Source organism: Calothrix anomala FACHB-343 (assembly GCF_014696435.1).
GTDB classification, from domain to species: Bacteria; Cyanobacteriota; Cyanobacteriia; order Cyanobacteriales; family Nostocaceae; genus Aulosira; species Aulosira anomala_A.
In genome coordinates this window covers 1-24,804 of sequence record NZ_JACJQG010000064.1, presented here as the reverse complement: position 1 = coordinate 24,804, position 24,804 = coordinate 1, and the positions used below count along the sequence as shown (strand labels likewise).

Annotated in this window: 24 protein-coding genes, 1 tRNA gene, 1 CRISPR repeat array and 1 other annotated feature; of the genes, 10 read left to right on the top strand and 15 right to left on the bottom strand. The window is 41.5% G+C overall.

The window, feature by feature from the left end; translation table 11 throughout:
- Positions 1-187: 187 nt before the first annotated feature.
- Complete coding sequence (locus H6G08_RS38370) at positions 188-313, bottom strand: hypothetical protein (RefSeq protein ID WP_277877864.1); 126 nt, start codon at positions 311-313, stop codon at positions 188-190.
- A 266-nt stretch (positions 314-579) separates the two neighbouring features.
- Here H6G08_RS38370 and H6G08_RS28305 point away from each other — a divergent pair, with 266 nt between their 5' ends.
- The 3 genes from H6G08_RS28305 to leuD all read left to right on the top strand — a co-directional run bounded on the left by H6G08_RS28305 (position 580) and on the right by leuD (position 3,809).
- Entirely contained in the window at positions 580-1,395 is an 816-nt protein-coding gene (locus tag H6G08_RS28305; RefSeq protein WP_190549149.1) for a hypothetical protein, read from the top strand.
- Positions 1,396-1,676: 281 nt separating this feature from the next.
- Positions 1,677-3,092, top strand: coding sequence for a 3-isopropylmalate dehydratase large subunit (gene leuC / locus H6G08_RS28300; RefSeq protein ID WP_190549148.1), 1,416 nt, complete (start codon positions 1,677-1,679; stop codon positions 3,090-3,092).
- A gap of 108 nt (positions 3,093-3,200) precedes the next feature.
- On the top strand, positions 3,201-3,809 hold the full coding sequence (gene leuD / locus H6G08_RS28295; RefSeq protein ID WP_190549147.1) for a 3-isopropylmalate dehydratase small subunit: 609 nt from the start codon (positions 3,201-3,203) through the stop codon (positions 3,807-3,809).
- A gap of 340 nt (positions 3,810-4,149) precedes the next feature.
- Here leuD and H6G08_RS28290 read toward each other — a convergent pair whose 3' ends face one another.
- On the bottom strand, positions 4,150-4,755 hold the full coding sequence (locus H6G08_RS28290) for a pyridoxamine 5'-phosphate oxidase family protein (protein WP_190549146.1): 606 nt from the start codon (positions 4,753-4,755) through the stop codon (positions 4,150-4,152).
- Positions 4,756-4,764: 9 nt separating this feature from the next.
- Entirely contained in the window at positions 4,765-5,382 is a 618-nt protein-coding gene (locus H6G08_RS28285) for a glutathione S-transferase family protein (RefSeq protein WP_190549145.1), read from the bottom strand.
- A 248-nt stretch (positions 5,383-5,630) separates the two neighbouring features.
- Between H6G08_RS28285 and H6G08_RS28280 the strand changes: the two genes are divergently transcribed.
- Positions 5,631-6,179, top strand: a complete 549-nt coding sequence (locus H6G08_RS28280; RefSeq protein ID WP_190549144.1) for a TetR/AcrR family transcriptional regulator — start codon at positions 5,631-5,633, stop codon at positions 6,177-6,179.
- Positions 6,180-6,290: 111 nt separating this feature from the next.
- On the opposite strand, the gene H6G08_RS28275 is transcribed toward H6G08_RS28280, so the two are convergent.
- Positions 6,291-6,929, bottom strand: coding sequence for a ThiF family adenylyltransferase (locus H6G08_RS28275; RefSeq protein ID WP_190549143.1), 639 nt, complete (start codon positions 6,927-6,929; stop codon positions 6,291-6,293).
- A 5-nt stretch (positions 6,930-6,934) separates the two neighbouring features.
- Entirely contained in the window at positions 6,935-7,768 is an 834-nt protein-coding gene (locus tag H6G08_RS28270) for a hypothetical protein (RefSeq protein ID WP_190549142.1), read from the bottom strand.
- A 195-nt stretch (positions 7,769-7,963) separates the two neighbouring features.
- On the opposite strand from H6G08_RS28270, the gene H6G08_RS28265 reads away from it, so the two are divergent.
- The 3 genes from H6G08_RS28265 (at position 7,964) to H6G08_RS28255 (ending at position 11,787) form a co-directional block, all read left to right on the top strand.
- Positions 7,964-8,356, top strand: a complete 393-nt coding sequence (locus tag H6G08_RS28265; protein ID WP_190549140.1) for a hypothetical protein — start codon at positions 7,964-7,966, stop codon at positions 8,354-8,356.
- Positions 8,357-8,500: 144 nt separating this feature from the next.
- Positions 8,501-8,556 (bottom strand) — a sequence feature (23S ribosomal RNA rRNA prediction is too short).
- Positions 8,557-8,854: 298 nt separating this feature from the next.
- The gene (locus H6G08_RS28260; protein WP_190549138.1) at positions 8,855-10,468 is read left to right on the top strand and encodes a cation:proton antiporter; all 1,614 of its coding nucleotides are present in this window, start codon (positions 8,855-8,857) and stop codon (positions 10,466-10,468) included.
- A 479-nt stretch (positions 10,469-10,947) separates the two neighbouring features.
- The gene (locus H6G08_RS28255) at positions 10,948-11,787 is read left to right on the top strand and encodes a DUF4351 domain-containing protein (RefSeq protein ID WP_190549219.1); all 840 of its coding nucleotides are present in this window, start codon (positions 10,948-10,950) and stop codon (positions 11,785-11,787) included.
- A 61-nt stretch (positions 11,788-11,848) separates the two neighbouring features.
- Here H6G08_RS28255 and H6G08_RS28250 read toward each other — a convergent pair whose 3' ends face one another.
- From H6G08_RS28250 to H6G08_RS28215, 8 genes are all read right to left on the bottom strand, one after another.
- A complete protein-coding gene (locus H6G08_RS28250) occupies positions 11,849-13,282 on the bottom strand; it encodes a vWA domain-containing protein (RefSeq protein WP_190549136.1) in 1,434 nt (477 codons plus the stop codon).
- 344 nt (positions 13,283-13,626) lie between these two features.
- Entirely contained in the window at positions 13,627-14,007 is a 381-nt protein-coding gene (gene rplL, locus H6G08_RS28245) for a 50S ribosomal protein L7/L12 (RefSeq protein ID WP_190549135.1), read from the bottom strand.
- A gap of 81 nt (positions 14,008-14,088) precedes the next feature.
- Positions 14,089-14,159 (bottom strand) — tRNA-Ile (locus H6G08_RS28240).
- Positions 14,160-14,191: 32 nt separating this feature from the next.
- Entirely contained in the window at positions 14,192-14,923 is a 732-nt protein-coding gene (locus H6G08_RS28235) for a hypothetical protein (protein WP_190549133.1), read from the bottom strand.
- 295 nt (positions 14,924-15,218) lie between these two features.
- Positions 15,219-15,419: a hypothetical protein gene (locus H6G08_RS28230; RefSeq protein ID WP_096644389.1), complete on the bottom strand. Its 201-nt coding sequence runs from the start codon at positions 15,417-15,419 to the stop codon at positions 15,219-15,221.
- A 763-nt stretch (positions 15,420-16,182) separates the two neighbouring features.
- The gene (locus H6G08_RS28225; protein WP_190549131.1) at positions 16,183-16,542 is read right to left on the bottom strand and encodes a hypothetical protein; all 360 of its coding nucleotides are present in this window, start codon (positions 16,540-16,542) and stop codon (positions 16,183-16,185) included.
- A 93-nt stretch (positions 16,543-16,635) separates the two neighbouring features.
- On the bottom strand, positions 16,636-17,787 hold the full coding sequence (locus H6G08_RS28220; RefSeq protein WP_190549129.1) for an NAD(P)/FAD-dependent oxidoreductase: 1,152 nt from the start codon (positions 17,785-17,787) through the stop codon (positions 16,636-16,638).
- Positions 17,787-18,668: an isopenicillin N synthase family dioxygenase gene (locus tag H6G08_RS28215; protein WP_190549217.1), complete on the bottom strand. Its 882-nt coding sequence runs from the start codon at positions 18,666-18,668 to the stop codon at positions 17,787-17,789. The genes H6G08_RS28220 and H6G08_RS28215 overlap by 1 nt, the downstream gene beginning before the upstream one ends.
- A 205-nt stretch (positions 18,669-18,873) precedes the next feature.
- Between H6G08_RS28215 and H6G08_RS28210 the strand changes: the two genes are divergently transcribed.
- Together H6G08_RS28210 and H6G08_RS28205 are read left to right on the top strand one after the other, a co-directional pair.
- Positions 18,874-19,380, top strand: a complete 507-nt coding sequence (locus tag H6G08_RS28210; protein WP_190549127.1) for a GNAT family N-acetyltransferase — start codon at positions 18,874-18,876, stop codon at positions 19,378-19,380.
- 342 nt (positions 19,381-19,722) lie between these two features.
- Entirely contained in the window at positions 19,723-20,730 is a 1,008-nt protein-coding gene (locus H6G08_RS28205; RefSeq protein WP_190549126.1) for a mechanosensitive ion channel family protein, read from the top strand.
- A gap of 267 nt (positions 20,731-20,997) precedes the next feature.
- A CRISPR array of direct repeats spans positions 20,998-21,401; the repeat unit is 37 nt; unit sequence GTTTCAAAAACCTATTACCCCGCAAGGGGATTGAAAC.
- A 153-nt stretch (positions 21,402-21,554) separates the two neighbouring features.
- Here H6G08_RS28205 and H6G08_RS28200 read toward each other — a convergent pair.
- Positions 21,555-22,124: an HD domain-containing protein gene (locus H6G08_RS28200; protein ID WP_190549124.1), complete on the bottom strand. Its 570-nt coding sequence runs from the start codon at positions 22,122-22,124 to the stop codon at positions 21,555-21,557.
- Positions 22,125-22,131: 7 nt separating this feature from the next.
- Positions 22,132-23,544 carry a TIGR03985 family CRISPR-associated protein gene (locus tag H6G08_RS28195; protein WP_190549215.1) on the bottom strand — a complete coding sequence of 471 codons (1,413 nt, stop codon included), beginning with the start codon at positions 23,542-23,544 and terminating at the stop codon, positions 22,132-22,134.
- A gap of 116 nt (positions 23,545-23,660) precedes the next feature.
- Between H6G08_RS28195 and H6G08_RS28190 the strand changes: the two genes are divergently transcribed.
- Positions 23,661-24,575: a CRISPR-associated protein Csx3 gene (locus H6G08_RS28190; RefSeq protein WP_190549213.1), complete on the top strand. Its 915-nt coding sequence runs from the start codon at positions 23,661-23,663 to the stop codon at positions 24,573-24,575.
- The last annotated feature ends 229 nt before the right edge of the window (positions 24,576-24,804 follow it).

Genomic DNA, 24,804 nt, shown 5'->3' with positions numbered 1-24,804 from the left:
GGATAAATGTAGGTTGGGCTTACCGTGTGTAAACCCAACAAATCGCCGAAAATGTTGGGTTACCCTGCGGGAAGCCGCTCCGCGTCTACGTTCCTCAACCCAACCTACGCGACTTACCCCTTTAATCCTCTTACCTTCGCCTTCTTTGCGCCTACCCTGCGGGTTCTCCTTTGGAGTATGCGGTTCGTTAAAACATACGCTCATAAAAAGCTTCATCTTCAGCTTTACGCCTAGCAAGTTCCTCTGGCGATAAAGTCCGTTCTGAAAAAATTCGCCTTCCACGTGCAGTTTGTTTTGCTGTGGATTGCATCATAATCCCAATTTCTGCTACTTCTTGATTTTTATTTTACGGAAATAAAATCTCCAATACTTTCTCTAGAGTATGCATCACCAACTTACCCATACTTTTATCCTACATTGGCATACTTGGCGCAGTTGGCGGTGCATTTCCAACAGTCATTACTGTCGCTTCAGTTAAGTTAACAATAAAATTAATGCTAATCGACCCATCACCCCACATCCTCTATTACCTAAACTCCTGATAAACTAACCAAACTCACACGCTGCCAAAATTCCCCTATGGCTAAAAAATTAGCATTTCTCACCATACATGGCATGGGAGAAACGGAGAAAGACTATTACCATATTCTCAAACAATCTCTAGAAAAAGCTTTAGGCAAAGATATTTGGTCTACAGTTCATTTAGAACCAATTTACTATCATTCTGATTTGCAAGAGTACCAATATAACGTTTGGGAAAAGATGCGTCAACGTGCGCCTCTGTCTTGGCAAGATTTGCGCAAATTTATGTTGTTTGGCTTTAGCGATGCATCAGCCTTAGAACATCGAGCTACAGATGATGGTAGCGTATACAAAAAGATTCAAAAATCGATTATTTATTCTTTAAAAATTGCCAGAAATCAATTCTCTACAAATGATGTACCTATCATTATTTTGGCTCATTCTTTAGGTTGCCAAGTTATTTCTAATTATCTTTGGGATAGTCATAAAAATAAAGGCATTTGGCAACAAGGTAGCCCCGATTATCCTGTATTTCCTCCAGAGCAAGAAGATTTTTTAAAGTTGAAATATCTCCGCTATTTATTTACGACTGGCTGTAATATCCCGTTATTTGTGGCAGGGTTTGCAGATATTGTAGCAATTTCTAAACCAAATCCTGATTTTAAATGGTTTAATTATTACGATAAAGATGATGTTTTAGGCTGGCCTTTAAAACCTTTATCACCTTCTTATGATTTAGTAGTCGATAAAGATATAGAGATTGATTCCGGAAATCTTTGGCAATCGTGGAATCCGCAAAGCCATGACGGTTACTGGACTGATGAAGAGTTTATTGAACATTTATCGCAAGTTATTAAGCGTTTAAGTAGTTGAGAGGAAAAGGCAGATGGCAGAAGGGGGACAAGGAAGACAAGGAGGACAAGGAGGACAAGGAGGACAAGGAATTTTAGATTTGTGATAGCGCAGCGTAAAGCCTTCAGCATAGCTTCGCTTAGAGCGAGTCCGCGAGCGTCTTTTGGATTCCAATCTAAAATTTAAAATCCAAAATCCAAAATTGTTTCAATGCCCAATGCCCCATACCCAATGCGCCATGCCCAAAGACATAGCTTTTTTGATACTATAAAAACTCTCACTCGTTCAACAACGATAGATGTATGAGCAAAGGCACATTGTTCGATAAAGTTTGGGGCTTACATACCGTCGGCACGCTTCCATCAGGGCTAACGCAGCTATTCATCGGACTTCACCTTATCCATGAAGTCACCAGTCCCCAGGCCTTTGCTATGCTACGGGAACGGGGTTTGAAAGTACTGTTTCCCCAGCGCACGATCGCCACGGTAGATCACATTGTACCTACAGATAATCAAGCGCGTCCTTTTGTCGATACTATGGCAGAGGAAATGATTCAGGCGCTAGAGCAGAACTGTAAGGAAAATGGCATAACTTTTTATAATATTGGTTCTGGCAGTCAAGGTATTGTTCACGTTATCGCGCCAGAACAAGGGCTGACACAGCCGGGAATGACGATCGCTTGTGGTGATAGTCATACTTCTAGTCATGGTGCTTTTGGAGCGATCGCATTTGGTATTGGTACTAGTCAAGTACGTGATGTTCTCGCTTCCCAAACCCTAGCTTTATCTAAATTAAAAGTCCGCAAAATCGAAGTTAACGGTACTCTCAACCCTGGTGTCTACGCTAAAGATGTGATTTTGCATATCATCCGCACCTTGGGTGTCAAAGGTGGTGTAGGTTACGCCTACGAATACGCAGGTACCACCTTTGAGCAGATGAACATGGAAGAGAGGATGACTGTCTGCAATATGGCGATCGAAGGCGGTGCGCGTTGTGGCTACGTCAACCCCGATCAAATTACTTATGATTACCTCAAAGGTAGAGACTTCGCACCTAAAGGTGCAGATTGGGATCAAGCTGTGGCTTGGTGGGAATCTATCAAGAGTGATGCTGATGCTGAATACGACGATGTTGTCGTGTTTGACGCTGCGGAAATTCCCCCGACAGTTACCTGGGGAATTACCCCCGGTCAAGGTATCGGTGTTAACCAGTTCATACCCAAACCCGACGAACTCCCAGAAGAAGACCGCTTTGTTGCTGAAGAAGCTTACAGTTACATGGATTTATTCCCCGGTCAACCAATCAAAGGCACAAAAATTGATGTCTGCTTTATTGGTAGCTGCACCAACGGGAGAATTAGCGATTTACGGGAAGCGGCGAAAATTGCCCAAGGTCGCCATGTAGCTGAGGGAGTCAAAGCTTTTGTGGTTCCAGGTTCCGAAAGAGTTAAAAAAGAAGCCGAAGCCGAAGGATTAGACAAAATTTTTCAAGCAGCCGGGTTTGAATGGCGCGAACCAGGATGTTCTATGTGTTTAGCCATGAACCCAGACAAACTACAGGGAAGACAAATTAGCGCTTCCTCCTCCAACCGCAACTTTAAAGGAAGACAAGGTTCAGCTTCCGGGCGCACATTGCTGATGAGTCCGGCGATGGTGGCGACTGCGGCGATTAAAGGCGAAGTCGCAGATGTGCGGGATTTGTTGACGGTTGACGGTTGACGGTTGACTGTTTCCCAATGTCCATTTTTATACATGGTAATGAAATGTTGTCATTGGGAATGTCTTGATCTGCGGTTCGGATATCCTTTGAAGTAATAGGTAAGATTTATGGTCAGTGAAGTTAAAACAGTCGCGGGTCGCGGCGTACCTTTGATAGGCGATGATATCGATACCGATCGCATTATTCCAGCGCGTTATTTAAAAGCCATTACCTTTGATGGGTTAGGCGAAGGCGCATTTATTGACGATCGCACAGCACTTAAAGGCGAGCATCCTTTCGATCAGCCACAATACCAAGGCGCGAGTATTTTAATCGTTAACCGCAACTTTGGCTGTGGTTCCTCACGGGAACACGCACCCCAAGCATTAGCAAAATGGGGAATTAAAGCTTTAGTTGGTGAAAGCTTCGCGGAAATCTTTTTCGGTAACTGCGTGGCGATGGGTATTCCTTGTGTAACTGCTGATAGTGCGACTGTCAAAAAGTTACAGGAATTAGTCACCGCTCATCCTCAAGCTGCTGTCACCATCAATTTGGAAACTTTACAAGTGCAAATTGGCGATTACACGACTTCAGTATCTATCAATGAAGGTACGCGAACTACCTTTACTGCGGGAACTTGGGACGCTTGCGGACAGTTGGTAGCGAACGCCGATCAAGTTCGGGCGACTGCGGCGAAGTTACCTTATGTAGCATGGGGTAATTTAGGAGTCGTGTAAAAATAAGTTGAACAATTTAATATTTGTAGTGTGGGCATCTTGCCCGCGCGAGCAAGATGCTCGCACTACTTATTTTTACTTGATGCCTTAGCTGCAAGTTAGGGAAGATATAAACAGTTTTCGCCTGTACCAGCCATACCGACCGCAGGCTGGAAGCCTGGGGCTATCCATAACACAGCCTACCTAGATGAGAGGCTATCCTGATGGCTTTTGAGTCCTGGCAGCCTCTATGCTTACAGCATCTTCCTGTAAATAGACCACGCTGTAGGGGCACGGCATCAGTAAAATTATTGTATGTATCAAAAGATTTTCTGTGCCGTGCCCCTACGATAGATGTGGTTCAAATAGGTGAAAACTGCTGTAACTGCTGTTCCAATTCGGCAATCCGATTTTGTAAAGGAGCTATCATGGCTGCAACTTCTGTTTCGGAATAGCGGATGGGAATGTGTTGAGGACAGTTCTCACTGGTTGCTTCGACATGAAATAAAATAGCCCGTTCCACCTGTGCCGGATAATCGGGAACTCGCACTTGCTCTAATAAAGTTGATTCGCCTTCAACGTATTCGGCTCTACCCCAAATCTTGATCCGTCGGCGATGGCGATAATCCATTAAGAACAGAAACGCTTTGTCATTACCAGATAGATTGCCGACGGTAATGTACTGCACATTACCCGAAAAGTCAGCAAAACCCAGTGTCTTTTCATCTAGCACCTTGAGGAAACCGGGTGGCCCTCCCCGAAATTGGATGTAGGGGTAGCCATTGGAATTGACTGTTCCCAGATAAAATCCTTCCAGTTGAGCAATAAATTCTGCAATCTTGGGAGTGACGGTATCATTAGCAGGGCCATTGGCGATATAGCGATCGTAGGTCTGTCGTGAACCTCGCTGTTCCTGGGCTGCTTTTACTTCTGTTGTGAAAGCAATTTCACCAAATTTACGTGGCATCATCCCCTCCTAAACTGCAATTGCTGCTTCAATGCCAATCATCCCCACAAAACCAGGGAGATGTTTGATGCGATCTATCCAAGCCAACACGTTGGTATAGGGAGTGAGGTCAACTTTGCCATCGCCAGCCAAGGCCACATAAGGAAAGACTGCCACATCGGCGATTGTCGGATGCCCTAACTCTAGCCATTGTTGATTCGCTAAATGGTCATTCAATTGGGTCAAAATGAACTCTGATTTTTGGATCGCCTGTTCTATATTAATGCTAGTAGCTTTAAATAAGTGGTATAAACGCGCCGATTCCGGCCCTTGCCGTATCTCTCCTGCGGTTGTAGAAAGCCAACGCACTACCCGACTCATTGCTTGTGGCTCTAACGGCAACCATGATTCACCACCGTACTGTCGTGCCAGATACACCAGAATTGCTTGAGCATCGGCCAGCACTGTATTGCCGTCTACTAACAGTGGTACTTGTCCAAAAGGATTCAATGCCAAGAATTCCGGTTGCTTGTGCGCTCCTGCCATCAAATCGACTTTGATCCACTCGTAGTCTAAACCCAACACAGACAGCATCAGTTTGACTTTGTAACTATTACCAGACAATTCGTGACCATAAAGCTGAATCATGAGTTAATCCTCTAAATGAGATCAATACAAATTGGTAAATAAGAGACAGTCAGTTGGGAAGGATTCACGTTCTAGAGATGCTAGCGGGGTGAGGGTACATCAGGTATCCCAACTGGCAAATTTCAGCTTGATAGATGAAAAATAGGGGAATAGACGATTCAGAGTTTTGTGTACCGTTCGTTCGGTATACAAATACCTTACCGAACGAACGGTACAATGTCAACAGGTAATGTTTTTATATTCACAAAATGCCTAAAGAGACTTATATTCCCTGCCTTTTGCGTCTGTTTCGCCAGTATGGCTACGATGGTGCCACCTTATCTAAAATTTCTGAAGCCACAGGCTTGGGTAAAGCTAGCCTTTACCATCATTTTCCCGGTGGTAAAGATGAGATGGTGGAGACGGTGCTGGATTATATTCAGCAGTGGTTAGGTCAAAATATTTTGTCAGCACTCCAAAGTGAAGGGGATGCTCTAACAAAATTGCAACGTATGTGCGATCGCCTGAATGAACTCTATGAAGGAGGAGAGCAACCCTGTCTATTTGCGATTTTATTGCTGGGTTCGGCGCGTGATGTGTTTCATAATTCAGTCAAAGCACTTTTGCACACCTGGATTGATGCGATCGCTAATGTCTTAATTGGAGCGGGGATAAATCAAAAATTAGCCCGCCACCGGGGGGAAGATGCGGTAATCATGATTCAGGGATCATTAATTCTGTCTCAAGGGTTAAACGATCCATCTGTTTTTCAACGAGTAATTCAGCGATTACCACAAGACCTTTGTCGAGCCGGGTAAGATACAAAAATACCCTATCGCTGTTTCAGCAGAGGAAGAATTATGCTCTGAAACTGGGATAATTTAATTTCTGGAAGTCTCTTATTGGGTGACAGCAGGATTTACAGTATTCTACAGCACCAAGGCTTGAACTGTCATATCCTTGAGGGTAATGGTAAAGTTACGCTGTTCTGCTGTCGCAATGAAGGAAATTGCAGCTTCACAAGCTACAGCAACGGTTAACATTACCAAATTTCGTGCTAAGGGATAATCACAAATATCATCATTCACATCAGAAGGAACGCGATAAACGTCATTCCAAATCACTTCTGCATAATCGGCTGATAGTCCAGCATGAAGACAAGGTATATTGAATTTCTCCGCATAATCTTTGACTGCTTGACGGGCGATACTGTTATCAAAAGCATCAATAATTAGCTGACTATCTTTGAGGAGTTGATTTGTATTTGCTGGTGTCAACTCTTTTGTTTTGCCATCAATTTTAGTACCAATAGCGCGATATAAATTATTGGCTAAAATTTTGGCTTTAAATGCGCCCACATCGGAACGGTAATAAGGCTGAGTGGAAAGATTACGTTCCTCAATGCGATCGCGATCTATCACAGTCAGTTTATCAAAACCAGACCGAGCTAAGTTTTCTGCAATGTTAGCGCCTAAGGCACCAGCACCACAGATAGTCACAGGATAATCCTTCAGCTTTTTCATCACAGCATTGCTGCGGTAAAGCTGTTCGTGAAAAAAAATGCTCATCGTCCTTACCACTCTTGTTGTTCGATTACACCCACTAAGGATTGCAGATCAAAATCGCGATCGCGATCGCTCAGACAAATACCAGAACTAATCACAGTCAAGTCAGTTTTGGCGATCGCGCTTGTGTGGCTAATCCCATCAGCAGTACGCCAATTAACTGTCCAGTAATCGCCACGATCCTGAAATTCGTTTAATTCCCCACCACCTTGCTGTAAAGCTTTACGCAGTCGTTTTTCATCTTGTTGGGGTTGACTGAATTCTGCAATTTGCGCCGTGGTTAATTCATATACTGTGCGCATCTCTGGAGTCATCCCTTTAAATTGCAATTCCCCAACTGGGGTTAATTCCTTAATTGCAGATTGCAGAGTTTCCCCAATTATCGGATCGGTACGGCGATCGATTTCCTCAAACCAGCATGACTGTCCATTCCACCGGGTAATGATTTGCTCAAAAGCCACACCCTCAGTTACTAAATGGACTGCGATCGGCTTTACCACCTTCAACCGTTGACGCATATCAACTTCATTTACAGGATATGCTAACCAAGTTTGTCCCTGCAATTGATGTGCTAACCGCAGCCGGATTTGGGGGAAATGTTGTAAGTATTCGGCAATTTGGGGTAAATCTGCTTCTTCGACAACCTTTGCTGTCTTTGCATCCACAGACTGAAAGATACCCCAACCTGCAAATTGACGCGGCTTTGGCGTGAATGTATAGATCATTCCCGCTACCTTTGTGCGAACTCGTCCACCTTTGACACAAGGCGCAAGGAATTGGGTAGCGGATAACTGTGCTTCTGCATCAGCAATTTGATTAATTAACTTACGAATATCAGGCATAGTTTAGTTCTTTTACGCATAATTACATAAGCAATTTAAAATTTTTGAGTATATAAAAAACATAGTGGCATTTTTTGACAGCTATTTAGACAATTATTGCCAACAGATAAAACACAGAAAAAAGCTGTTACAGATTTCTAACTACTTTGCTTTTGTACACCATTTACCTTCAAAAACTGAAAAACTACAAAAATTATGACTACTGAGATACAACAAATATCCGAGTCGAGAAAAAAGTTAGCATCTGCTTATCGTGCAGTTTACGCAGTTGGAGTCCTGTGCATTTTTTTTAGTATTCTCTTCTTTCTTGTTGGTAATCAATTACCAGATTATTTAATATTAGTAATTGGTTTTTTATTTTTTGGCTTACTGTATCTCTGTTTAGGTTATTTTGTTCAACGTAAATCAAAAACTGCATTAGGTATTGCAGTAGGATTGATGTCACTAAATGTGTTAACTGGCATTTTTAATATGATTCAAACTGGTAAACCTTTTGGCTTGATTCTTCCCATGATATTTTTAAGTCAAACTATACAAGGATTTAAAGCAATAGAAGTACTAAAGTCCAAGACTTCAGATAAAGTTTAATTTTGTTAATTATTAAAGTTAATATCGCTAACTTTTCACAAGAATTTGGCGATGTTACTACTAACAATTGATTGAAAGTTGTAGTATAGTTCTGCGTGCAAGTTAATGGAGCATTGCGCGTTCTCAGTTACTAGAGGGACTCCACTGGTGAGTTTTTACACACTCTTTAAAAGATGGCTACTTCTAAGCCGACTTTCCAGGTTCTTTGCACTCCCCGTTCACACACGCCCACTGAATTTGACAGTGTTACTTTTCCTCTCGTACTAGTATGTAAGCTCACAAGAGTTGGGGCACGCAGGATATTTATATAATACACTATACTACAAAAAAATCCTGTTACTTTTTAGGGACTTCCAGAAAATAAATTATCCAATTTCCGAGAGAAGATATTTTTATTTCTCCCCCTGCTCTCTGCTCCCTGCCCCTCTGCCTTCCTGTACACTCAAACAATAGTTGACTCACAACTTTTGATGAAAGCGCTGTATAGGAGGATTGGTAATGGAGTGGATTTTAGCCCAACAAAACCCTTTAAACAGCAATTCTCCTGTAGATAGCCAAACAGCAGGAACCATTCCTGAACTGGTCATCATCTTGATTATTTTGTTACTGATTGCCACTGCTGTTGCATTGATAACTCAGCGACTACGAATTCCTTATGTAACAGGATTGGTGCTAGCAGGGTTACCGATTACGGAACTTTGGTCGCGTCGGATTGGGTTAGATCCATCTTTAGTATTAAACCTTTTCTTGCCGATTCTGATTTTTGAAGCATCGATCAATACAGATATTAGCCGTCTGCGCAGCACTTTTAAGGCGATCGCACTTTTAGCTGGGCCTGGTGCAATTTTTTCTTCAGCAATTATTGCAGCGCTGGTTAAATTTGGGCTGGGGTTAGACTGGATTCCCGCTTTGCTGATTGGAGTCATCCTGGCTAACACTGATACAGTCTCGATAATTGCTGTTTTCAAGGATATACGTGTGCCTTCGCGATTAAGCACTATTGTTGAGGGAGAAACCCTATTTAATGATGCGGCTGCGCTGATTTCATTCAATTTGCTTTTAGTAATTTATGCAACAGGCTCTCTCACTGTTGTACAAGGAGTGAAGGAACTGCTCCTAGTTTCTTTAGGCGGGGGGTTGGTGGGAGCAGTCTTAGGTTACTTAAGCTTACCAATATTCAATCGCTTAAAAGATCCCTTAAGTAGCCTGTTGCTAACCGTGGCTTTAGCATTAGGAACCTTCCAAATAGGGCAATTTTTGGGCGTATCCGGTGCTGTGGCTGTAGTGATCGCCGGACTGATTTTTGGCAATCTTGGGCTTCCTCGCACTTCGTCGGCTTCGGATCGAATTACCTTATTAAGTTTCTGGGAATATGCTGGTTTTAGCGTCAATACGTTTATTTTTCTGCTGATTGGGATTGAAATTAATCCTGCGTCGCTGTGGAAAATTGTACCCTCGATTTTGTTCGTGATTCTGGCGTATCAACTAGGACGGATTCTCTCAGTCTATTTATTATTAGCAGGGTTGCGTTGGTTTGATCGTCCGATCCCGCTATTGTGGCAGCATGTTTTGGTTTTAGGGAATATTAAAGGTTCGCTCTCAATGGCGTTAGCAGTTGCTATTCCCTTGTCCCTACCAGAACGAAATCTCCTGATTCAACTGGTGTTTGGTTCGGTTTTATTTTCCCTAGTGATACAAGGATTAGCCTTACCTTGGGCGATTAAACGGCTAAATATCAGCCGTGCTTCTGACGTTATGCAAGAAACTGGGAAGTTACAGATTCAATTGATTGCGGCTAAAGCTGCTCAGGATGAGTTAGATAGTCTGCTGAAATCGGGCGTATTGCCGAAAGCAGTATATGAGGAGCTATGGTCATCTTATCAAGTGCGGGTGGCAAAGTCTGAACGAGTGCTGCGCGATCTCTATAATAAATATCGAGCAGGGCAGCGATCGGGCGATCGCACTGGGCTAGATAGAATTCGCCGGCGACTGCTGCTAGCAGAAAAGGTTGCAGTTAGCGATGCACTCCGCAAACGAATTGTGCCAGAAGATTTAGTGCAGCCCTACATCAAAGATTTGGATGAGACACTTCTATCGCTGGAAGATGACTAGCGTGAATCCCAAGGTAATCAATCAATTGATGGACTCAACATTTCCGTCACTCACGCAAAGGCGCAAAGAGGAGTTTATAAGTTAATTCAGTAACGTTAGGAGTTTATATAATCATTTCCCGCGAGCAAGTTGGTAGAGCATTGCGTGTTCTCAGTTACTAGAGGGACTCGACTGGTGAGTTGTTACACACTCTTTCAAAGATGGGTACTTCTAAGTTCACTTTCCAGGTTCTTCGCACTCCCCGTTCACACACGCCCACTGAATTTGACAGTGTTACCTTCCTCTCGTACTAGTATGTAGGCTCACACAAGTTGGGGCACGCAGGATATTTATATAGTACACTATACTACAAATATGCTCAAAGATGAAAACAGAGATTTTACAATAGTGCGATCGCCACTTAAAATCACTAATGAATGGAACTGGTTACAAGCCAATATAAGATAAAATCATCAAGAAAACTAAAACTCAACTTTGAGATGGCAGAATATGACAACCTCTGTAAAATCCTCGCAGAAAAGTACCCTTTTGATTTTACCCGTTGGTTATTAAATCAAGAACCACAAAAAATTGAAATTTTAAAAACTGAATTGAGTATTGAACCGATACGTGCTGACTCAGTCACCTTTTTACAAACAGAAAATCGGATTTTACACCTAGAATTTCAAACTACTATTAAGTCACAAACACCAATTGCTTTAAGGATGCTAGATTATTACGTGAGATTGACACGTAAATATCAAGTTCCTGTCACACAAGTAGTAATTTTCTTACAAGAAACAAGTGACGAAATCGCCTTTACTGAGGAGTATATTAGTGAGGTAACAACCCACCGTTATCGAGTTATACGGATGTGGGAGCAAGATTCGGCAATATTTCTTGGAAATCTAGCGTTATTACCTTTTGCACCGTTAACGCGAACCGATTCACCCACGGCATTATTATCGCAGGTTGCCCAGGAAATTGCTAAAATTCCAGATATAGAGACAAGACAAAATACTGCTGCTTATACTGAAATTTTAGCAGGATTAAAGTTTGAAAAATATTTTATTCGTCAATTGTTACGAGAGGAGCTTATGCAAGAGTCAGTAATTTATCAAGATATTTTGCAGAAGGGAGAACAAAGAGGAGAGCAAAAAGAAGCATTAAAATATACTTTACGCCTTATAAATAGACGCTTTGGTGAGATAGAATCAGTAATACTTGAACGTCTACAAGTATTATCTACTGAGCAATTAGAAAGCTTAGGGGAGGATTTTTTATACTTTTCAAGTATGTCTGATTTAGTTGTTTGGCTTGAGCAAAATCTCAGTATTTAAAACTTATAAAATAGGCAATGCTTACTATATTATAATAATAAGCATTACCATAAGTTAGAAATTACTTATCATCTCGCACAGGTAACGGCAGATCCATAATCTCCATCAGTAAATCGAGGCGAGAAGGACGAGTTAGCAATGGGATAAGGTTCGGTAAGCTGTAGTAGTCACCCGCAAAGGTAAAAGTTTCCACAGGTGCTTGCTGCTGCTTGAGTTGAGTCTCCAGCCAGTTGTAATGAGTACCTACACGGACAATCACTACATTAGGGATTACCGCAAATTCTCGGCAGTAGGTTTTGTAGACTTCACTGAAGTAAGGTGTAGCATTTTCACCTTCGTCAGTTACCAAGATAATTTGATCAACTACCTGCTTTTTCTTGCGCATTGCTTCTAATGCACAGCCGATACTAGTGCTACCACCTGCCCTGATGTGCTGGAAAGCACGCTCCCAGTCGGTTAACTCTTTACCTTTGGCGGTAATCGCGTAAGGCATGGTATCGAAAGCGTAGACATATAATTGTGCTTGGGTGATACCAGAGATAAGAGCAGCTAGTTGCTTACCAACTGCGATCGCATTTTCCATTGAGCCAGATTTATCTACTAGTAAAGCAGTAGAACGAGCGATCGCACCACGGCGTTTCACCTGCTCGTTGGTGACTTTTTCCAACTTTGCAACGGTGTCTGCGTCTAAATCTGCGCCATCTGCGGCAATTTGCGCTTTGAAAGCTGCTACACGCCCATTCTTAGATGCTTGCTCCAGCTTGGCGTCAATTAGTTGCTTGACTTGGGGTTGATCCATTGCACCCTTCGCCTGGAGAGACTTCAGGTTGTTGATTACTTCCTGGGGAGTCATGCTGTTGATTAACGCCACCAAGACAACTGGTGTAAGTTGCTTGATTGCACCAATTGCGATCGTGTAGGGAATGTTGAATTCCACAATTAGCTGTGCTTGTTCGGCGGGAGTTTCCGCTTTTGCAAGCTGCTTCAGCACATGGGCTAAAGAACCTTCTGGGGGAGTATCGCGGAAGAGAATCGCATTTGCCCGTTCATTGGGCTTGATGTGTAGCGAAGCATACAAGTGCTTCATCGCCTTACGTCCCCGCAAAGCCGCGCGATCGAATAGTGCAGGATTGCTTTCTCTGGCTTTGAGGTAACGCCGCACCGCAGTCCGAGCCGAACGAGGTAATTTATTTTGCTGCTGTTTCATGAAGTCTACTACACGAGCCACCTGATAAGGCGGAAACTCTTGCAGCATCATAAATCCAGCATCTCTGTGTTCAGTGATATTACTAGTCAATAAGTTAGCAATAAATACTTCTTTATGGTCGCGGACATCACCGTTGCGTTGATACCAAACCGCTAAGTGTCCGTAGAAAAGGGGATCTAATTCAACAATTAACTTATGAACTTCTGCGACTTGCTCAAGTTTGCGGTGAGGAGTTGTGAGCAAACTATTGAGCATTTCCAGACGCAAATCGCGTTCTGTGGTATTCATAATAACCTCCTCTAAGAATTTTAGATTTTAGATTTTAGATTTTGGATTGCAATCTAAAATCCAAAATTGAAGGAGGCAGATGTTGCACGCGGGGCGATAAATTCACCGCGCAAGTTGTAGAAGCGTTGTGTAACTGAATCAGAGTTATGTATGCTTCTGCGATCGGGGCGCGGCAACAACTGCCAATAATAAAGTTGTATGTGCCAGTTCTAATTCATCAGTAAAATCTTCTTTCTCTTCCTTCGTGTACTTCGCGACTTCTCTGCGAGACGCTTCGCGAACGCGGTTCGTTTAAAAAAAAAATCTCACGCAAAGACGCAAAGACGCAAAGAAGAAAGATAAGACTATTGCAGAGAAACAACGGCTCCTGTTTCTTCTAGTTGTTGCTTAAGGATTTGAGCCGCTTCTCGATCCAATCCTGTCTGCACGACTTTAGGAATAGAGTCTACAAAATCCTTCGCTTCCTTCAATCCCAAACCAGTTACCGTCCGAATGACCTTGAGTAGGGCAATCTTTTTCTCTGGCGGAACCGATACCAATAACACATCAAATTCCGTCTGAACTTGTAATGGAACCTCATCTTCATCTCGTTGATCAATTTGAATCAGCTTCGGTGTGGAAATATCTACATTGAAGGTTGCTTCAATCTGCTTGACTAGTTGAGAAGTTTCGTTGAGAGTTAGAGATTTGATTCGTTCTAAAATTTCTAGGGTTTTCACAGACATGGCAACCTCCAATGAGTTGCAGTTAACTCATAATTGATAATGAATAAAAACACTTCGTGCAAGTTGAAAAAGCCGTTGATTCACACACAGGATTTGAACCTGTAATAGCTTGATTATCAGTCAAGTGCCTGTTCCAATTCGGCTAGTATGTAAGCTTTTTCGGTTAGGGCACGAAGTGAAAATTTTATTGTTTAGAAAGTAGTTTTAAAATAACTCGAAGCTCTTTCTTGTTACATTGTCGTTTACTTACAGCATAAGATGATAAGCTGTAATAACGATGCCAAACAATATGGGCTAAACCTTTTAAACTATCCTTTGTATCATCATTTGACTGTTGGGGAAAATTTCCAAAGGTAATGAGATACCAAATATCATTCAGTTTTTGGTATTCATGATAATCATCAATGATGATAAAGTCAGTTTCTTGCTTGCTTGACCACGGCTTGCTAGGTACTTCCTCGACTGCACAAAGAATCCCAGTATCAGGATGGATATAGAAGCGATCGCGATCGCGGTAACCCCAACCAAACGGAGTTCGATATCCTCGGTAAAGCTTCCGATAAACGACACCATCAATGATTTCTACATGACGTTCAACGTAATCCCAGATATGATTGATTACGTGCTGTCCTGCCATTGTATTGCTATCTAATCGTTGGCAGAGTTCGCTGTAAACGTCATTCCAAGGCTGTCCGACTTTGGAACACAACAGCCGACGCAGGGGGCCAAGATGATCTGAAAGATACTTTGATTTATATCTAGTTTTAATCAAGTAATGATTAAATAATCCATCCTCAGTTGCATCTTGGGTGAGTTTGTATAGTTGCTTTTTATAGCCTGTCTGCTTTTTTAGAGGAATTCTTGTTCCACTCCGAGGACGCTCAATCACAATTTCGCTCAAACGATGTTCGCTCATGACTTATGTAGTTGAAAGATATGTAGTTGAAAGATAGGTTTACAGATTGATTTGTTAGGCTACATAAGTTTGCTGACATCATGAAATTTACCTCCATATATGTGATTGAGTTCAGGTAATAAATTAATACATTTGGCATCATGGGAATTCCGCACAAGTCAGCAAAGCAGTTTTGCACATTTGCCTTTACCATTTTGGCTACGCTCCCATGAGAGGGAGCGACAGGATTTGAACCTGTATATCCTTGCGGATAGAGTGTGTATGCTTCACAAGTTAGGGCGCGGAATCAAGCTGATTAACCATAAACCGCTTCAGGACGAATAATCAAATCACCGCTAGGACGACGATCGATGATGTAAGTTTCCAGACGATCGCGATTTACATCCAAATGACGAGCCACCTGTTCTTTGACTGCAACATCATTCATCCCGGCGTTGATTCCTAGCTGTGTTTCTGTCACATCAACAGAACGCCCTTCAAATCTAATATGTACCATTGTCATCACCTCCTTTTTAATTACGAATTGCTTTCTTAATTTTGAATTTTGCGGAAAGTCTGAGCGGAGGTTTCCTCCGATCAGAACTTTCCAAGAGAGAATTTTGAATTTTGAATTGGTATTAGTGGATCTGATCGGGATTGAACCGATACCCTCCCTGTGAGAGTTACACTCACACCTCATGCGAGTTGAAAAAGCTGTAGGTTACAAACGCAGGAATCGCACCTGCAACTTATCGTTTTAGAGACGATCGCTCTAACTAATTGAGCTAGTATGTAAGCTTTTTCTGTTAGGGCACAAGTGACATCCGGGATCTCTACCATTAGAGCTACAGACCCAAGTGTGCATAATTGCGATGCTGTAATTGATATGTTTGCAGTTTCAATAGAAGTTAAAGCAAATGGAGTCGTTGGGAATTGAACCCAAATCCTGCAGCTGTCCGTTTGTTGGTTTCAGAGCAGTCGAACGCCAATCGCGACCCCAAAAGTAACATCTATGGTAATTGCAAGGTCTTGAGCAGTTCGAGTTTTCACCTTTGCGGAGGCTTAACTCTTGATACTACATTTGTAATACAAAACTTACAGGGTGTCAAGGGCATACTACAAATTTTTTGCACTATCTGAAAAAATCTGTCTGGGCTTCAATACCTGAGCGAGAAACAGACATGTAGTATGCTCTGGAAAATTTGGTTGAGTGCGATCGCCAAAAGCGTTGGAGTAGCGATCGCATTTTCCACTAAATATAAACAGTACTCGCCTAGTCCCTAACCCCTAGCCCCTTCTTCCTGCTCTTTCGCTGAATCTTGCCAAGGTGAAATAGGTAATTGAACTATCGACTGTACAGCACAACCTTCTAGAAAAATGGGAATTCTGCCACAGTTAGGACATTTCATTTCATCATCTTTGCTATCAACTTTATTTTTTGGTTTAGGTTTAGAATTTTGGGGTGTTAAAAAAATTACTTCAATAGATAGTGGAGTCGAGCAACTGCGACATTCGCAAATTATTAACTGCCCAGCTTCACTGCTTTGATAGATTTTAACGTGTTGGGTAGGAAATGACTGTTCTGTTTCTTCCTGTTGTGATTGTACGTCATCCAACTTCCTTGGCTTTGGTGTGTTCATCTTGCTTCCTGAGAGATCGTGATTTTGTAAGAAATTTCTAGCCAGAGTAAAAGAATCCTTAATAATACACTAGTACAGCTGAAAGTAAACTGCTCAGTCAGGGCGAGTGCTTAATAGCTGGCTAATAATCTCATCTTCCTGACCGGAGACAAATTTAGCAAAACGCTGTGCTAATGGTGGTATGAGAACTAAGGGATTACTGAAGCCAGAAAAGATATGCACCCCTGCAAACCCTGGAATCTCGCCAATTATAGGTAGGCGATTAGGAGTAAAAGCAACTAAAGAATGATACCAAGTCCCTGGTAAATTTGCTAACGCAGGCAAAATCTGGCTAATGCTGCTGCGTAACCACTGTTCGCTTGCTTGGGCGTTGATTTTAGCATGAGGATCTGTAAGAGTGCGGCTAATTTGTCCTAAACGCAAGCTACCATCTAGAAATTGAATTGCACCTGCATCTAAAATCGGTGGTGCCGGCTCATTTCCTGGTTCATCCCATAATTCATCCATTTGGGTAGATTCAGCTTCTAATTGAAAGCGTTGGATAGTTGCTGGCATTACCAAAGTATTTAAGCGCAAATCTACAGGCGGCGTTTCAATAATTTCTGCATGGGTGAAATATAGTTTAATTGGTATCCCCGCAGCTTTTAAAAGTTGGCGGCTGAGTCCACCTGCACAAATCACTACATTAGCGCTGGTAAAAGTTTCGGTAGCTGTTTTTACACCATTAGTTAATACCTGTAACACCTGCCCTATATGCATTTCGCCGCCAATACGTAAAAAAGCTTGAATGTAAGCTTGTAATGTTTTTTCTGGGTGAATATGACCGTGTTTGACAGTTAAAGCACCAGGAATTCCATCTCGATTTAATAATGGTTCTAATTCGCCAGCTTCTGTAACTGTGAGTAATCTGGGAGGGATGACACAATTAGCATAAGATTCAGCAGCTAATTCTGGGTCTTCATCCGTGGGAATAGTCAATAATAAGTCTAATTCGCGAAATTCAATATCAGCGTCTAATTCTTCGGGGAGGATTTGATAACGCGCGATCGCATCTGCGCATAGTTGGCGAGTTATGGGTGTATTACCTGACCAATAAGCCAATCCTCCATAACTATAGCGGGTTGCATTATCAGGTACTTGGTTTTGCTCTAACAACAGCACCGAAAAGCCTGTTTTTGCTAATTCATAAGCAAGTGCTGCGCCTGTAATTCCACCACCAACAACAATCCAGTCGTAAGTTTTCATTAATATGTCGCTTGTAAACGGCTCAACAGATATTCTCCCGCAAGGATGGGAGGATCGATGGGAGAATGATAATTTCGGCAACTGTCAAGACAAGCAATCTCTGTATCATCATTAGGATGGCAGAAAAAAGCTATAGAATAACGAGACTGTTTCATTGCGCGATCGCGCTTGATCATTACCCGATGTTTTGTTGAGCAAAATACATGATTTGTCCAACGTTCCATTAAATCGCCAGTATTTACGATTACCGTACCGGGAATTGATGGTGCTGCTATCCATTCTCCGGCTGTAGTTTGTACTTCTAATCCGCCAATATCATCTTGGAATAATAAAGTAATACTGCCATAATCGGAATGTTCGCCAGCACGTACTTGTCCCGGTTTAGGCGTTGTTGTTAACGGCGGATAATGCAACAATCTTAAAGTATGATTTTGTTGATTGTGTTTAGATGTAAAAAAGTCTTCTGGTAATTCCAAAGCTAAAGCAAAAGCTTGGAGAATCTTGTTAGCTAATTCTGTACAAGCATCATAAAATTCGACTGTATTTAATTCGGGTGAAAATTTTTCGATATTATTTTGTTTGCTAATATTAAATGCTTCTTTTAAATCTCCTGGATTATTTGGGTTAAGGCGTTCTCTTTCTATGCCAACATAGCCTATATTGCTAAATTCATCGCTCCAAGCTAGCTGTTGTTTAATATGTAATGGTAAATTAAATAAAGCTTGGCTCTGTTGGAAGATTTGCTCTGGTGATATTCCATGATTTTGCAGATACATAAAGCCGATTTCATTGCAGGCTTGATAAATTTCTTTAATTACAGTTTGTTTGGATGTATTATCTTGATTGAAGTTGGCTAAATTAATTAGAGGAATTGTTACCATTGGAAGGTTATAGGATTTATTGGTGAGGTTGAGGAAGAATATATTTTTTAACGCAAAGGTACGCGGAGGTTTACGCATTCGCCGTTAGGCGTTCCCGCAGGGTAGGTACGCGGAGGTTTGATGGAATTGAAGCAGATTTTGAGAAGGGCGAAGTTATTATGGTATTTTGAGCAAACTGGGTTTTTAGAGAATTGAGTTTAAGGTGATGAATATACGCGGTGAAGGTATTCAAGATTATCTAGCTATAGCTGAAGTAAATAGATTAGCTTTTGGACAGGAAAATGAGGCTAAATTAGTGGAGGAAATTCGTAATTCGGAACGTTATATTCCTGAATTATCGTTAATTGCAGAAGTTGAAACTGCTGTAGTTGCTCACATTCTCTTTAGCTATATTGATTTAGTAGGTGAAGAAACATTACGGGTACTTGGTTTAGCACCTATGGCAGTTTTACCACATTTTCAACGACAGGGAATTGGTAGCGCACTGGTAAAGGCTGGTTTAGAAATAGCAAATGCGAGAGGTAAATCTATGGTAATTGTCCTGGGTCATCCTCAATTTTATAATCGCTTTGGTTTTGAACCATCAGTTAATTATGGAATTGAGTCACCTTTTCCAGTTCCAGAGGAGTTTTTTATGGTGAAACCACTACAAAATTATCAGCAGAACTATAAAGGTAAGGTTATTTATCCCCCAGCTTTTGCAACAGTATAAGTATTGCGAGCAATCCTCAATGATTCATAAATATTTCTTTTGGTAGAAGAACGATCGCATTAATTTTATCTAGTGCTACAAAATATGAAAAACTCCACCCACAAGGGGATGGAGTTTTAGGGCATGGAGAATGGGGCATGGGGCATGGGTAAGAGTTCCCAATGCCCAATGCCCAATGCCCAATGCCCCAAGTCGGCGGGCGGCTATCCCTCTCCACCCACAAGGGGATGGAGTTTCCCGCCGACTTCCAATAAATTAATTTAACAAAATATTACTTGGGATAGTAGAGCGATCGCCTAAAAAACAAGATGGTTAGCTGTGTGACGTAACATCCATCATCGCATGAATACAGAACTATCCGTAGCTTGGGAAAAGGTTCAAAGCATGATTAACGGATTCATCGCTTTGCTACCGAATATCCTCTTGGCGTTGATTGTCTTTATCTTATTTCTATTTATTGCTAGCAGAATTAAAGCCGTTGTTAAGCGTTTAACTCATAACCGTCGTTACGCCCGAAATTTAGGTTTAGTCTTGGGAAGATTAGCCCAGGGAGTTACAATCTTGATTGGGTTATTTATCTCCCTTTCGATTGTCATCCCCACATTTAGAGCCGGAGATTTAGTCCAACTTTTAGGAATTAGCGGTGTCGCGATTGGTTTTGCATTCCGCGATATTCTCCAAAATTTCCTAGCTGGAATTTTAATACTGCTGACAGAACCTTTCCAAATTAACGACCAAATTGTCTTTAAAAACTTTGAAGGAACTGTAGAAAATATTGAAACCCGCGCCACAACAATTAAAACCTACGATGGTAGACGAATTGTAATTCCTAACTCCGAATTATTTACCAATTCTGTAACTGTAAATACTGCCTTTGACAACCGCCGATTACAGTACGATGTTGGCATAGGTTATGGCGATGACATTGATGTAGCCAAAGAATTAATGTTAGAAGCCATGTATAGCATCGAAGAAGTTTTAAAAGAACCTGCTCCTGATGTTTTGGTGATGGAACTTGCAGAAAGTACTGTGAATATCCGCGTGCGCTGGTGGATTCATCCCCCACGCCGTATAGATGATTTAAAATCGCGGGATAAAGTGCTATCTGCGATTAAGAAAAAGCTGATGGAAAACGGAATTGATTTACCCTTCCCTACCCAGCAAATTCTCTTTCACGATCAGACAGAAGAAACAGATGGCGATCGCTCTCGTCAACGCGAAGGTTGGCCTGCTGTTAAAGGTAAAGTCCCAAAGCCTCGCCGCATCAGCGATTCACTCAGGTTGCTTGCTCAGTCTCACACCTCATCAGATGGTAATCACAAAGTAGATTCTCACAGCAATCAATCTTAAAGAACTACCAAGGAATCTCTCGCCAAGAGTTGAGTATAATTTGATTATTCATGTGTTAGCTTGACATTTGGCATATCCAAGCGGGTGTAAAAACCTGGGGGGTTCCGCCAAAAACGCCAGAACCTTGACAAATCAATAATTACAGGGTTTCGAGTCTTCGGGAAGTTGCAAATTAGTTGCAATAAGGTAGGCTGAAAACGACCATTTTTTTCGATCTGCCAAAATCCTTCCCAGAAAGCCTACGGTGTATTAGTTTCAGCACCCGGGGTTTCAAAAACCTATTACCCCGCAAGGGGATTGAAACTTTCTCCTCATATTTATAAGCCCAATACCAATGCTCTGGGTTTCAAAAACCTATTACCCCGCAAGGGGATTGAAACTCTTACATTGATGGGGAATTGATAAATAATTTGTGAGTTTCAAAAACCTATTACCCCGCAAGGGGATTGAAACAAATATCTGTCAAGATATCTATTACAGCGCAGAGTTTCAAAAACCTATTACCCCGCAAGGGGATTGAAACAAAAATGTTTTTGTCGGGATCTACCAACACGGCGCAATGTTTCAAAAACTTATTACCCCGCAAGGGGGTTGAAACAAGGCCTGTCCCTGATGCTAGGTCTAACTACTGCATGTTTCAAAAACCTATTACCCCGCAAGGGGATTTAAAGAAATATATTATTTTCAAAAAAAGCGATCGCCTAACGAATTACTCAATAGACTTCTTGCAAAAATTCTTATTCTTAGCTTCTTCTTTGCGTCTTTGCGCCTTTGCGTGAGACAAAAAAATATTTATGCAAAATGTCTAATGACAAATGACAAAATTACTCCTCAGCCAACTGACTTACAATTCTTGCAAATTCATCTGTCATCCAATCATCACCAGTTTCACGATAAACTTCCAACAACGACTTATAAAACCATAAAGTCTTTTCCCTACCAATTTTTAAGTGACTCCAAACAATATCACCATATATCCGCGAATCTATTAATAACGATCTAGCATTATGCAACTTATCTGCTAAAGATACTCTGCGCACAGAAGCAGAAGTATGACGCAGATTTTCTAAATATCTATTTTTACGTTCTTGCCAAGGTGGTTTAGGTAAACTATCCCATTCTGTACAACCATCAATTATTTCTACAACTCTATCGCCAAAACGTTGACGAACATCTTCGCGAGTAGGTTTACCACCTTGGTCTTCAATACTATCATGCAACAAAGCCGCGATCGCTTCTTCTTCGCTTCCCCCAGATTCTAATACTAAAGCCGCTACACTCATTAAATGAGTCATATAAGGAACACCGCTAATTTTTCGGCTTTGTTCTGCATGTAAACGATTAGCATAAACTAACGCTGCTTCAAATTTTTCGGTCAATTTTACTGAATTCATAGTTTAGTTAATTATGATAAAGGTGAAATTCTTTGCTAACATCAGCCGCTATACTTTGACGTAAATCCCAAGGCATAATTACCTCAACTTTTGGACGCCAAGCACGTAAACGCATACTCACATTATTATCTCCATGTCGATAGTAAACACGGTAGTAAGCATCATCACAAGAACGTGCAGCCAGAATTTGTAGTAATTCTTGCTGTTGAGATAGCGGTGTTTTTTGCTTAATTAAACGTTCAGCTTGGGAATAGGCGATCGCTTTAAAAGTATCATGACGAAAAGTATTGCGAATATAGCGTTCGTGATACTCTTTCTCAAATCGTAATAACATCAGCCGAGGTTCTAAATAAAAATCAAACCCCCAAGCTTTAGACATTTGCGCTTCAATTTCTTCAGGACGAGGTAAATCTGCTTTTTGATAACGCTGTTGTAGCACTTTAGGAATTGCAGAATTTGTCCATGCAATCGGCGTAATATTTTCAATTCTGTCTAACCGAAAGTTATACCAGTCATGATTGCGATCGGGACTTTCGCCAAAAGCACACAGATAAACTGCACGTTGCACATAATATATACAAACTGGATAAACAAAACATTCTACATATTTTCCTAACCGAGCACTGTTGTAATTAATAATAATTGCAGGTACAGGAATTTGTCCCCAAATTTCTCGCAATTTATGTTGCCAATCATCAACAGAGTCTATAGTAGTCCGAGGAATAACATAATCAAGCTTAAAGAAAAAGCGCTGGATTCCGCCAATTTTCTGTGAGAGATTTTGCGCGATCGCAGCTAAATCTTCTTGATTCACAAAGTTTAATTCATCACTATTAATCTTGGTAGAAGCTACTTCTATATTTGTCGTCATCGGACGAAAAGGTAAATTACTAACTCTGTGATATTGCTGCTGTTGATATTTCAGCCAACCTAATTCTTCTAAAATTTCTAAATCTGCTTGTAGGGAACGACGAGTTACCGCAAATAAACGCCGCTTGAGTAGTTCATCCAAATCAGATTCTGATTTGAGAGAACAAGGATTTTTCGCCACCGAAGGTTTTATTTCCCCTACTGAATGAGAAATACTAAGATGAGTTAAGAGCGATCGCTTCCATTGCGATTGAGAAATTCCGGTTTTGCTATTAAATAACCACTCCGCCGTTGTTTTCGCACAAACACAATTAACATCATGTAACTGGGGTATGACATCTGTTTTCGGGTGTGTGGAACTAAAAAAAGCATCCCTCCACCCAGCAAAAGTAAAACTATCATCCAGCAGCAAGCGATCTGAAGTTTCACCATAAAGCGAACGCAACCATACCCACAACCGAATCGCACGCAGCAGGTTTTGCTTGAGAGAACCTCGTGCTAACCATTGCAGCAATTCGACTTGCGGAACATCAGAAAAAATTTGCACCAGACAATTTCCTAGTTAATTTCAGTTACCAGCATAAACCCTTTTGGAAGAAGCTTCTTCCCACATCATGTATGATGTATCCAATAATTAAAAGCTGGAAGCAATGGCTACCTAGAAGTATGAGTACTTACCACATTAATATAGAAGGCGATGTTTTAAAAGTAAAATTTGATACACCAGCCTCCGGCGATCAAATAGTTCGCGATGCAGCAGCACGTTTAGAGGAATTGATAGAATCAGGAGAAGTTAAGGGTGGAAGGTTGCTAAAAATCGATGGGCCAGCATCGCTACCAGTATGTTACCTAATCGCCCATAAAGTATCTCATCTTTACAGTGCGATCGCCATTTTCGACCCCAAAATTGGCAGAAAAGGGTATAAAACTTTCATTACAGCAGTTTCCCACAGTCCAGCCTATAAAATAGGCGAACTCATCGAAACCGACGAACCACAGAAAGATAAAATCAACCCAAAAGTTGTAATTTGCGGGCCTAAACAGTCAGGAAAATCATGTCTGCGGGAAGGTTTAAAGCAAGCAATTTCTAACATTGAAGGCGCACCTTATCCCTATGTAATTACCGCTTGTCCTGATGGCGAAGGTGCATGGTTTTCAGAAGCCGCACAGCGCGATTTAGAATTAGCAACAAGACTGAAAGCTGAGTATAAAGCCAAGTTTACCCCAGAGTTTGCACAAAAAGCTGCGGGTTGGGTGCGGATTGCAAACACAACTCTAAATATCATTGATGTTGGGGGAAGAATTACTGATGAAAATCGAGTCATTATGCGAGAAGCGACTCACGCCGTTATTTTATCTGGAAACAAAGAGAAAATTCCCCAATGGCAAGAATTTTGTCAATCTCTGGGATTGCGGATAGTTGCAATTATTCACAGCGATATCAAAGGGAAAGAAGATGCGATTGAGTCTGAGTTACCTATGTTAACTGGTACGGTTCATCATCTGATCAGAGGAGAAGATGTCTCTGGACGAGAGATGGTACAGGCTTTAGCAAAAGTATTGGTAGGTTTGGGTAAGTAAACAATGAATCAATTACCAGTTTCACAACAAGCAGCGTTACAAGTTATTCAAGAAGCCGTTCAAGTTCTAGCGATGTGGACTAAAATAACCTTGCTATAAACCCTCAAATTCAAAACTGATCTCCCACTAAGCAAAAAGCCGCTTCTACTCTTGTGTAGAAGCGGCTTTTTGTGAAAAATAGACCTGGCATCGAGCTATTGTAGCAGGAGGCAACCCTCAAACTATCGTC

What these genes read in the sequence shown, in the direction of transcription:
- H6G08_RS28280 (WP_190549144.1), top strand. Translation starts at nt 5,631, where the DNA reads ATGCCTAAAGAGACTTATATTCCCTGCCTTTTGCGTCTGTTTCGCCAG.
- leuD (WP_190549147.1), top strand. Translation starts at nt 3,201, where the DNA reads ATGGTCAGTGAAGTTAAAACAGTCGCGGGTCGCGGCGTACCTTTGATA.
- H6G08_RS28220 (WP_190549129.1), bottom strand. Translation starts at nt 17,787, where the DNA reads ATGAAAACTTACGACTGGATTGTTGTTGGTGGTGGAATTACAGGCGCA.
- H6G08_RS28225 (WP_190549131.1), bottom strand. Translation starts at nt 16,542, where the DNA reads ATGAACACACCAAAGCCAAGGAAGTTGGATGACGTACAATCACAACAG.
- H6G08_RS28290 (WP_190549146.1), bottom strand. Translation starts at nt 4,755, where the DNA reads ATGCCACGTAAATTTGGTGAAATTGCTTTCACAACAGAAGTAAAAGCA.
- H6G08_RS28260 (WP_190549138.1), top strand. Translation starts at nt 8,855, where the DNA reads ATGGAGTGGATTTTAGCCCAACAAAACCCTTTAAACAGCAATTCTCCT.
- H6G08_RS28250 (WP_190549136.1), bottom strand. Translation starts at nt 13,282, where the DNA reads ATGAATACCACAGAACGCGATTTGCGTCTGGAAATGCTCAATAGTTTG.
- H6G08_RS28215 (WP_190549217.1), bottom strand. Translation starts at nt 18,668, where the DNA reads ATGGTAACAATTCCTCTAATTAATTTAGCCAACTTCAATCAAGATAAT.
- H6G08_RS28210 (WP_190549127.1), top strand. Translation starts at nt 18,874, where the DNA reads ATGAATATACGCGGTGAAGGTATTCAAGATTATCTAGCTATAGCTGAA.
- H6G08_RS28270 (WP_190549142.1), bottom strand. Translation starts at nt 7,768, where the DNA reads ATGCCTGATATTCGTAAGTTAATTAATCAAATTGCTGATGCAGAAGCA.
- H6G08_RS28205 (WP_190549126.1), top strand. Translation starts at nt 19,723, where the DNA reads ATGAATACAGAACTATCCGTAGCTTGGGAAAAGGTTCAAAGCATGATT.
- H6G08_RS28190 (WP_190549213.1), top strand. Translation starts at nt 23,661, where the DNA reads ATGAGTACTTACCACATTAATATAGAAGGCGATGTTTTAAAAGTAAAA.
- H6G08_RS28235 (WP_190549133.1), bottom strand. Translation starts at nt 14,923, where the DNA reads ATGAGCGAACATCGTTTGAGCGAAATTGTGATTGAGCGTCCTCGGAGT.
- H6G08_RS28285 (WP_190549145.1), bottom strand. Translation starts at nt 5,382, where the DNA reads ATGATTCAGCTTTATGGTCACGAATTGTCTGGTAATAGTTACAAAGTC.
- H6G08_RS28305 (WP_190549149.1), top strand. Translation starts at nt 580, where the DNA reads ATGGCTAAAAAATTAGCATTTCTCACCATACATGGCATGGGAGAAACG.
- H6G08_RS28255 (WP_190549219.1), top strand. Translation starts at nt 10,948, where the DNA reads ATGGCAGAATATGACAACCTCTGTAAAATCCTCGCAGAAAAGTACCCT.
- leuC (WP_190549148.1), top strand. Translation starts at nt 1,677, where the DNA reads ATGAGCAAAGGCACATTGTTCGATAAAGTTTGGGGCTTACATACCGTC.
- H6G08_RS38370 (WP_277877864.1), bottom strand. Translation starts at nt 313, where the DNA reads ATGATGCAATCCACAGCAAAACAAACTGCACGTGGAAGGCGAATTTTT.
- H6G08_RS28230 (WP_096644389.1), bottom strand. Translation starts at nt 15,419, where the DNA reads ATGGTACATATTAGATTTGAAGGGCGTTCTGTTGATGTGACAGAAACA.
- H6G08_RS28275 (WP_190549143.1), bottom strand. Translation starts at nt 6,929, where the DNA reads ATGAGCATTTTTTTTCACGAACAGCTTTACCGCAGCAATGCTGTGATG.
- H6G08_RS28265 (WP_190549140.1), top strand. Translation starts at nt 7,964, where the DNA reads ATGACTACTGAGATACAACAAATATCCGAGTCGAGAAAAAAGTTAGCA.
- rplL (WP_190549135.1), bottom strand. Translation starts at nt 14,007, where the DNA reads ATGTCTGTGAAAACCCTAGAAATTTTAGAACGAATCAAATCTCTAACT.
- H6G08_RS28200 (WP_190549124.1), bottom strand. Translation starts at nt 22,124, where the DNA reads ATGAATTCAGTAAAATTGACCGAAAAATTTGAAGCAGCGTTAGTTTAT.